Below are 6,394 nucleotides of genomic sequence, written 5' to 3'. Positions count from 1 at the left end.
TCTCTTCTTCTGTTAATGGTGGAATTGTTTTAATATTTGTAAACCAACCAACCTTTTCAATTACATAATCTTTTTCCATAATATATAAAATCAAATTGAACAATTAATCCTTTTATGTGCTTTCGCGATGTGGTCCCGGATGTTCCTCTACCGGCATTGAGTAAAACAAGATGTTCTCGATGAATTGAAAACAAGTTTTCTTTTTTCTCTGCCATAGTACAAAATCTTATGCAGCATCACTAATATGTAGAAAAACGGCAAAACACGTTTCGACTGTATGTCATTCGACTGTTTCGATTATCCATTTTAGCACTGTTCCCCATAAGGGTATATTGGCGATAAGCAAAAAGGCAAGAGAGAACAGGAAAAAGTAACACCGGGCTGGGCTGAACTTGCGTCCTGCATAGTGCTGCATGACCGCCTTCCGCCGGGAGGGTGGATATATCCTGCCGGGCAGATAGACTATTACCGCGCTACAGACAATCATGGCGATTGTAAGGAAATCGCGTACAGGAGGGTCGAAACAGAAAACGATGGTCAGCATCGGCCCAAGGATAACAACCATAATGCAAAGCATCAGCATACTATCCCCGTCGGGTCGATTCGGCTCGCCTTTGTAATGCTGCTGTGCCATTTCTCCCAACCAGAACAAATAGTCGAAGAAATAGTAGCGCCGTGGCTGCTCTTGCTCTTTATATTCCTGTTTCCTCATAAGGCTCTCCGTCTTTCAGGTTGTTCATTTTATGGAACGTAAGAAATCCATAATACATAATACCAGAAGGAGGAACAGCAATACACCATGCCAGAAACGCACCGCCCTCTCTCCGAAGGTTTCACGCACCCAGTTCCAGCCCCATGTGTCCGCCTTGTAAGTCCACTTCCATCCGCATATCACCCCGATGAGCCACAGCAGCAGGATGCCGCCGGCTATCAGATAGCCGTAGCGGGGATTCTCAGCTATCTTTTCAGAAATTTTATTTATCAGTTCGTCCATTGTTCTATAATTATATAATTAAATATTTTTCTGTCGCATACTCAGAGAATGAATGGCACCCGTACAATGTCAGTAGAACCATAATGTTCACTAAAATGTTTCATTCCGCAAAAAATCTCTTATAGCGTTCCGCCCTGTTCAGCCGGTTTGCTACTCGTTATCGTTGTTTTCTCATTTCCGGGTGGATTCAATGCTACCGGAAATTTGACTCCCATTCCCTTCAATCGTTCTATGATTGCTTGGGCATGAGCTACATATTCTGGAGTACCCAATTTGTTATCTACAATATTTTGTACCATAAAGGCAAGACTTATTCCGCTTTTACCAACGTATAACGGGTCAGCATTGTATACGTTCCATAATAAGTCCACAAGTTCTAACCGTCTTGCTATTACAGCAAACTGAATAGGTGTGAATCCTCCAAATTCTTGATTCACTTTTGCCCCATGATCTATTAAATAGCGAATTTTTTTTGTATCTTTCCCCGAATGTTTTATACAGGTTGCTAATGGGGATAAAATAGTATCATTTACATTTGCGCCATTTTCAACCAGCAACTTCATGTACTTAGTTGGATACCAATTATGTTGGCAGATACAGTATAGGGGTAATAATTTCTCTATATAACCATCTGGGTGCTGAACAACTGATAAGATATTCGGGTCAGCTCCATTTTCCAACAGGACTTTAGCCACATCATATCGCTCGATATAAACGGCATACATGAGGTATGTAAAGCCATACTTCCCGGGCGCGTTTACATCAATCGCATTGTCAGAAAGAAGACGTTTTATCTTTTTAGAGTTGCCGTGATAGATGGCACTGGCAAACATCAGTTCGTCTCCCTCCGCAAAGTACCTTTCAGGCGCAAACTTTGAGAAAGAATTGCACCCGAACAATGTCAGTAGGGCCATGATGTACACTAAATGTTTCATTCCACAAAGATAATGCTTGCTGGCCGAGTCGCCTTTAGTTTTTCGCCTGTTTTTGGGCAGCTAAGAATGAAATTATGTCCTATTTATACACTTTAAAGTAAAAAAACAGCAGTACAATGATTGCCAATATTAAAAACACAGCATACCAGAAACGAAAGGTGGCAGGGCCAAAAAGCTCCACGAAATAATTGCCCAGCCATGTCCTTGGACGGCACACCCACTGCCAATTCATTATCACCCCTATTAAGAACAAGGCTATTACTCCTATGATAGCGAGGTAAGCTACATCCGGATTGTTCCCAAAATAATGCCTGATCCTGTCTGGTACAGATTCCAGGAAATCTTTTTCATGTTCCATATTGTATGTACTTTTGCGATGCAGTCCCGAGCGTTCCTCTCCCAGCTTTCAGTTACTGGTGATGAATCCGGTTTTTTATGTCTGTCTACAAAGGTAGTGGTTTTTGTTTGCTTTATCCCATTGGTTACCAATATTTTTCATATCCCGATGATTTTATATGTTCTATTTGTAACCTGTCATTGCATTTGAATAATGTTCAGTTATGGATGCCAATTAAGTGAAATGCCTATTATTCATGCACAAACATATTTATATCATCAATGGCATCTTCAATTCTGTCACGGATATAAGGATTATCTTTTTGTTGAGTAAACAATTCAAAGATTCTCTCTTTTTCTATTTTTCCATGTATTCGAGCCAGATGCCCGATACATGTAACCGCTAATCCACAGATGTTCCTTTCTCTATTGCTGTTGATAATATCAATGCAAACATCTTGAATCCATTTCCATTCATCGCAATCAAAGGTTAGCTTCAACAAAAGATCGCAACAAAATTCAATATCTTCATCACACAGTAATATTTCTCGAATGCTATTGTATATGTCTTGTGCCATTTTATTCACTTATTGTAATGTTTCACAGCTAATCACCCGTACAAGGGAGATTCAGACGCTTGTTATCATGGTTCTCATATAAAGAATCTCCTACATGTTCCTTGAACACTATACAAGCTTTCTTCTCTTCAGAACTGAATACCGTATATCCTTGCTTGGCCAACATCACCAAATAGTTCCTTAACGAAGGATTTCGCAATGGATATTCCTTTTTATATCCAGCTGGAATTATATACGGATATTCTTCAGGAGTATGGTAATTGGGGGTATGAAGAAAAAGAGCGTCATACCTGCTATCTTCCAAAACAAGTATGGCAAATATCTGGAAAGGACGATCCATATTCTCAACAAATTGTTCAATCATTAAAAAGTGCCCGAATAATACATCCAAATGTTCTTTACGCTCCTTCCAACATACATTTCCATAACCGTTCCGGTCGAAGTGTAAGTGGTCAAAATAACTCCATCTTGATTTATCCGACAATATGTCACACCAATTATCCAATTCGTTACATTGGCGCAATCTCCTATAATATCTTTTCAGCCCTCTTCTTTTCTTCATTTTAAATGTTGTATTTGGTTTAATCTTGTTATTCTTCAAAACTGGCTGTAGAATGTAATATTACTGACTTCCTTTTCATCTTGAACTCAGCTTCTTCACACATATAGGCGATTCCATCCGGTAGTACTACGGCAAAGCCCAAACCTGAGCATATCCCTGTGCTTATAGCATCAGATATATCCGCCCACTTTTGATCCAAATTAAAAAAGCCGATACAATATCCTTTCTTATGTGATGACCTCTCCTGAAGTCTATCTGTCAGATAAGTAACATCGGTTGAATCACAGTGCTCAACAACTCTATCAGTATTTATAATATCCATTAGATTATTACAAAATCGACTAATAGCTTTCACTCTTTTGTTATTTGATGACAACTCAAAATAAAGGCGCTCCTGATATGCACGCCTGATAAATTGCTTGCAGAAATAATCCTCTATGTCGTTTGTTCTATCTTTCATATCCAGTTCTCGAAGAATAATACTTGGCTGCTAACTGTCCTTTTCGGGGGAAGCACAGCCGCTTGTTACTAAGTTATTATTGTGTCAAGTCATTATAAGTTTTACTACAGACCAGTGGCACTTGCAACAATATATATTGTCGCTATATTGTTCTATGCCTTCTATATCTATCATTGGAAGTTGTGATTTCTTCCCTTTCATTACAATCTCAAATTCATTGAAATGATAATCTGCAAGTTCCTGTTTGACTATTGTGAAGCCACAACTCTGTAAAAGTGTTGTAAGCTCTATTATAGGATTGCACATTGATTTACACATGTCGTTTTTTCCTTGTCAGTAATGTCCGGCAGCGTTCTGTCTTATTCTGTCAGGTCGCCGCTTGCTATCAGTCTATTTCTTCCGCTTCAATCTTTCCTCCAAGTTTTTCAATCTCCTTTCGGTATTCATCCACGATTATGGAATTTCCTATTCCGAGTAAAATTTTGTCTTTCGAACAAAACTCCTTGATTTCGTTCAGCGGAACGGAAAACTTCTTTTTTAAGTACAGCATAATTTTAGGAAATTCTTTCCCTTTGTCTGCAAGATATATGTTGTAAATCTTAGGACTGATGATTGTCAGGTAATCTTCCAATTCTGCATTGTCAAATTGAACGAACTCGGCAGTTGATAATACTGCATAATGAAAACAATCCGATTTTGTATCACAGAACGTGATGGAATATCCGTCCTTGTTGAGCCGCTTGTTCATAGCCCGGAACAGCAAAGGCAAATAGTCACCTCGGCGAATTTTGTCCCAATCCAAAGAATCCTCAAATTTCTTAGTGTCCCATAAGAAACGTTCTATCTCGTAATGCTTCAACATCATCGTAATAGAGCGTTTGATCTGTCCGGGATATTCCTCGCCACTCCAATCCGCGATCGCCATTCTGCGAGAAGCAATGGCAAAACAAAGCATAACATCCACTTCGTTCAAGGCATTATCCTCAGAGTCAATGTCATACCATCCTTTTTCAAACATTTTCCTATGTTTGGAAACAAAAGTTCTCCTATCTACATTGAACAACTGAACCATTTTCATAAATTCATCATATTGTTCTTTTAATAAGACTTTCGCGAATGATTGAAGTTTATTATTCATATTTCCAATTTGATTTTTTTCTGATATTGTTTAGAGGCATACTTATTTTGAAGGTATTTTCCCATTCTTGTAAGATTGCCATAAAGCATTAATCCAGCTATTGTTGATGTCAACTTTGTCAGCATCTACAATTAGTCCAAAATCGTCAGATATATATGCTGCTAAATCATCACTGCTCGTGATCTTAAGAACCGTATTAAAAGCATTTTTCCTTATCTCTTCACTATAGGCTGCAGGTATTTCCTGTTGTTTCTTTTGCTTCTCAACTTCGTTATATGCCTGCATCCATTGCTCACTGAAAAAATCGTCATCTCTTTCATCCAGAATATCGTCTATAGTTTCGTCAGACAAACTTCCCAAAATAATAGGAAGCTCTATTTCAATGAAGTTTTTTAGCTCTTCTGTTTTCATATTTCTCGTACTTTAAATATAATGTTTGGCAGCCGTCCGACCTTTTCAGGGGAAGCACAACCGCTTGATATAAACTCGATTTAATCAGTTTCTTTTTCTAAATCACAACATATTAGAGTAATTAGGCGAGTAAAGGCATACCATTCTTTCTGTGTCAATCGTGGCAGTGCTTGCTTCATAGCCTTATACACATCTGATTCCTCATTTTCCAAAGCATAAGCTATATCCGTCAAAGGATAATTTTTTGTTCTTAATCCATATACATTTTTACGAGTATATGGATTTTTATATCCCATGATACTGACTGTTTCTCCACATTGCTCATTGTCGGGCGTCTGTGAAAAATGAAAACACAAATCCTCGGTTATTGAACCTTCATTGTGCTCGTTTATTCTCTTTAATATGTCTTGCAGAAACGATTTATTCATTTGTCTTGAGTTTATAATGTCCGGCAGCATTCCACTTTAAGCGGCAGTGCTGTGTGCCGGCAATATTTTTACACATTAAAGAACCATTCCAGGAAAGAATTAAAATCTTTCCATTGTGGACGTAATGCTCCACTTTGAAAATCTTTCAAGTCTTGACCGATAGAAAGTTTCAAGACTTCTCCTGTATTGCGATTATAGAAGAAGCCTTCCTCTGCTTCAAAACTGTCCAACGGGAGATATTCATCTGGAAGTTGCAGGTTATCGTGAGCTGATTCAATGGCATAGTCCAAATCGGTTGAATAAATTTTAAACCAGCATACATTATACAATTCGTATCCGCGTTCAGCAAAAGTGGGACCAACCGTTGATAGATTGAACTCAGCGAATGAACTTCCCAAAGGTATTCCCAAATCAATTAAAGCTTTCTCATAGGAAGCTTTTTCTTCCTTGTCTAAGGAAACATATCCTTTTTGACTGAATAGTGATTTAATTTTCTCGGACAACATAATATTCTGATTTTAACTCCCTTATTTGGATTGCTGCTTGTAGTTG

General features: G+C 38.3%; 11 protein-coding genes. All 11 read right to left on the bottom strand.

Features of this window, described 5'->3' with window-relative positions:
• Window positions 1-280: 280 nt before the first annotated feature.
• Window positions 281-712, bottom strand: coding sequence for a hypothetical protein (locus M3090_RS11665; protein WP_249056419.1), 432 nt, complete (start codon window positions 710-712; stop codon window positions 281-283).
• A 24-nt stretch (window positions 713-736) separates the two neighbouring features.
• Window positions 737-994, bottom strand: a complete 258-nt coding sequence (locus tag M3090_RS11660; RefSeq protein WP_249056418.1) for an immunity 17 family protein — start codon at window positions 992-994, stop codon at window positions 737-739.
• A 119-nt stretch (window positions 995-1,113) separates the two neighbouring features.
• Window positions 1,114-1,908, bottom strand: coding sequence for an ankyrin repeat domain-containing protein (locus M3090_RS11655; RefSeq protein ID WP_249056416.1), 795 nt, complete (start codon window positions 1,906-1,908; stop codon window positions 1,114-1,116).
• 100 nt (window positions 1,909-2,008) lie between these two features.
• Window positions 2,009-2,287 (bottom strand): immunity 17 family protein, encoded by a 279-nt coding sequence (locus tag M3090_RS11650; RefSeq protein WP_249056414.1) that lies wholly within the window; start codon window positions 2,285-2,287, stop codon window positions 2,009-2,011.
• A 229-nt stretch (window positions 2,288-2,516) separates the two neighbouring features.
• On the bottom strand, window positions 2,517-2,843 hold the full coding sequence (locus M3090_RS11645) for a hypothetical protein (protein ID WP_249056412.1): 327 nt from the start codon (window positions 2,841-2,843) through the stop codon (window positions 2,517-2,519).
• A gap of 28 nt (window positions 2,844-2,871) precedes the next feature.
• Window positions 2,872-3,405: a hypothetical protein gene (locus M3090_RS11640; protein WP_249056411.1), complete on the bottom strand. Its 534-nt coding sequence runs from the start codon at window positions 3,403-3,405 to the stop codon at window positions 2,872-2,874.
• A 28-nt stretch (window positions 3,406-3,433) separates the two neighbouring features.
• Window positions 3,434-3,865: a hypothetical protein gene (locus M3090_RS11635; protein WP_249056409.1), complete on the bottom strand. Its 432-nt coding sequence runs from the start codon at window positions 3,863-3,865 to the stop codon at window positions 3,434-3,436.
• 385 nt (window positions 3,866-4,250) lie between these two features.
• Window positions 4,251-5,003, bottom strand: a complete 753-nt coding sequence (locus M3090_RS11630) for a hypothetical protein (RefSeq protein WP_249056408.1) — start codon at window positions 5,001-5,003, stop codon at window positions 4,251-4,253.
• 42 nt (window positions 5,004-5,045) lie between these two features.
• Window positions 5,046-5,414, bottom strand: a complete 369-nt coding sequence (locus M3090_RS11625) for a hypothetical protein (protein ID WP_249056405.1) — start codon at window positions 5,412-5,414, stop codon at window positions 5,046-5,048.
• A gap of 80 nt (window positions 5,415-5,494) precedes the next feature.
• A complete protein-coding gene (locus M3090_RS11620) occupies window positions 5,495-5,710 on the bottom strand; it encodes a hypothetical protein (RefSeq protein ID WP_204970497.1) in 216 nt (71 codons plus the stop codon).
• Between the two features lie 200 nt (window positions 5,711-5,910).
• Window positions 5,911-6,348 (bottom strand): hypothetical protein, encoded by a 438-nt coding sequence (locus M3090_RS11615; RefSeq protein ID WP_249056403.1) that lies wholly within the window; start codon window positions 6,346-6,348, stop codon window positions 5,911-5,913.
• Window positions 6,349-6,394: the final 46 nt, after the last annotated feature.

Source organism: Bacteroides sp. ET71 (assembly GCF_023336905.1).
Classification (GTDB): domain Bacteria; phylum Bacteroidota; class Bacteroidia; order Bacteroidales; family Bacteroidaceae; genus Bacteroides.
The sequence above is the reverse complement of the archived record's forward strand: the minus strand, read 5'-3'. Positions and strand labels throughout refer to the sequence as shown.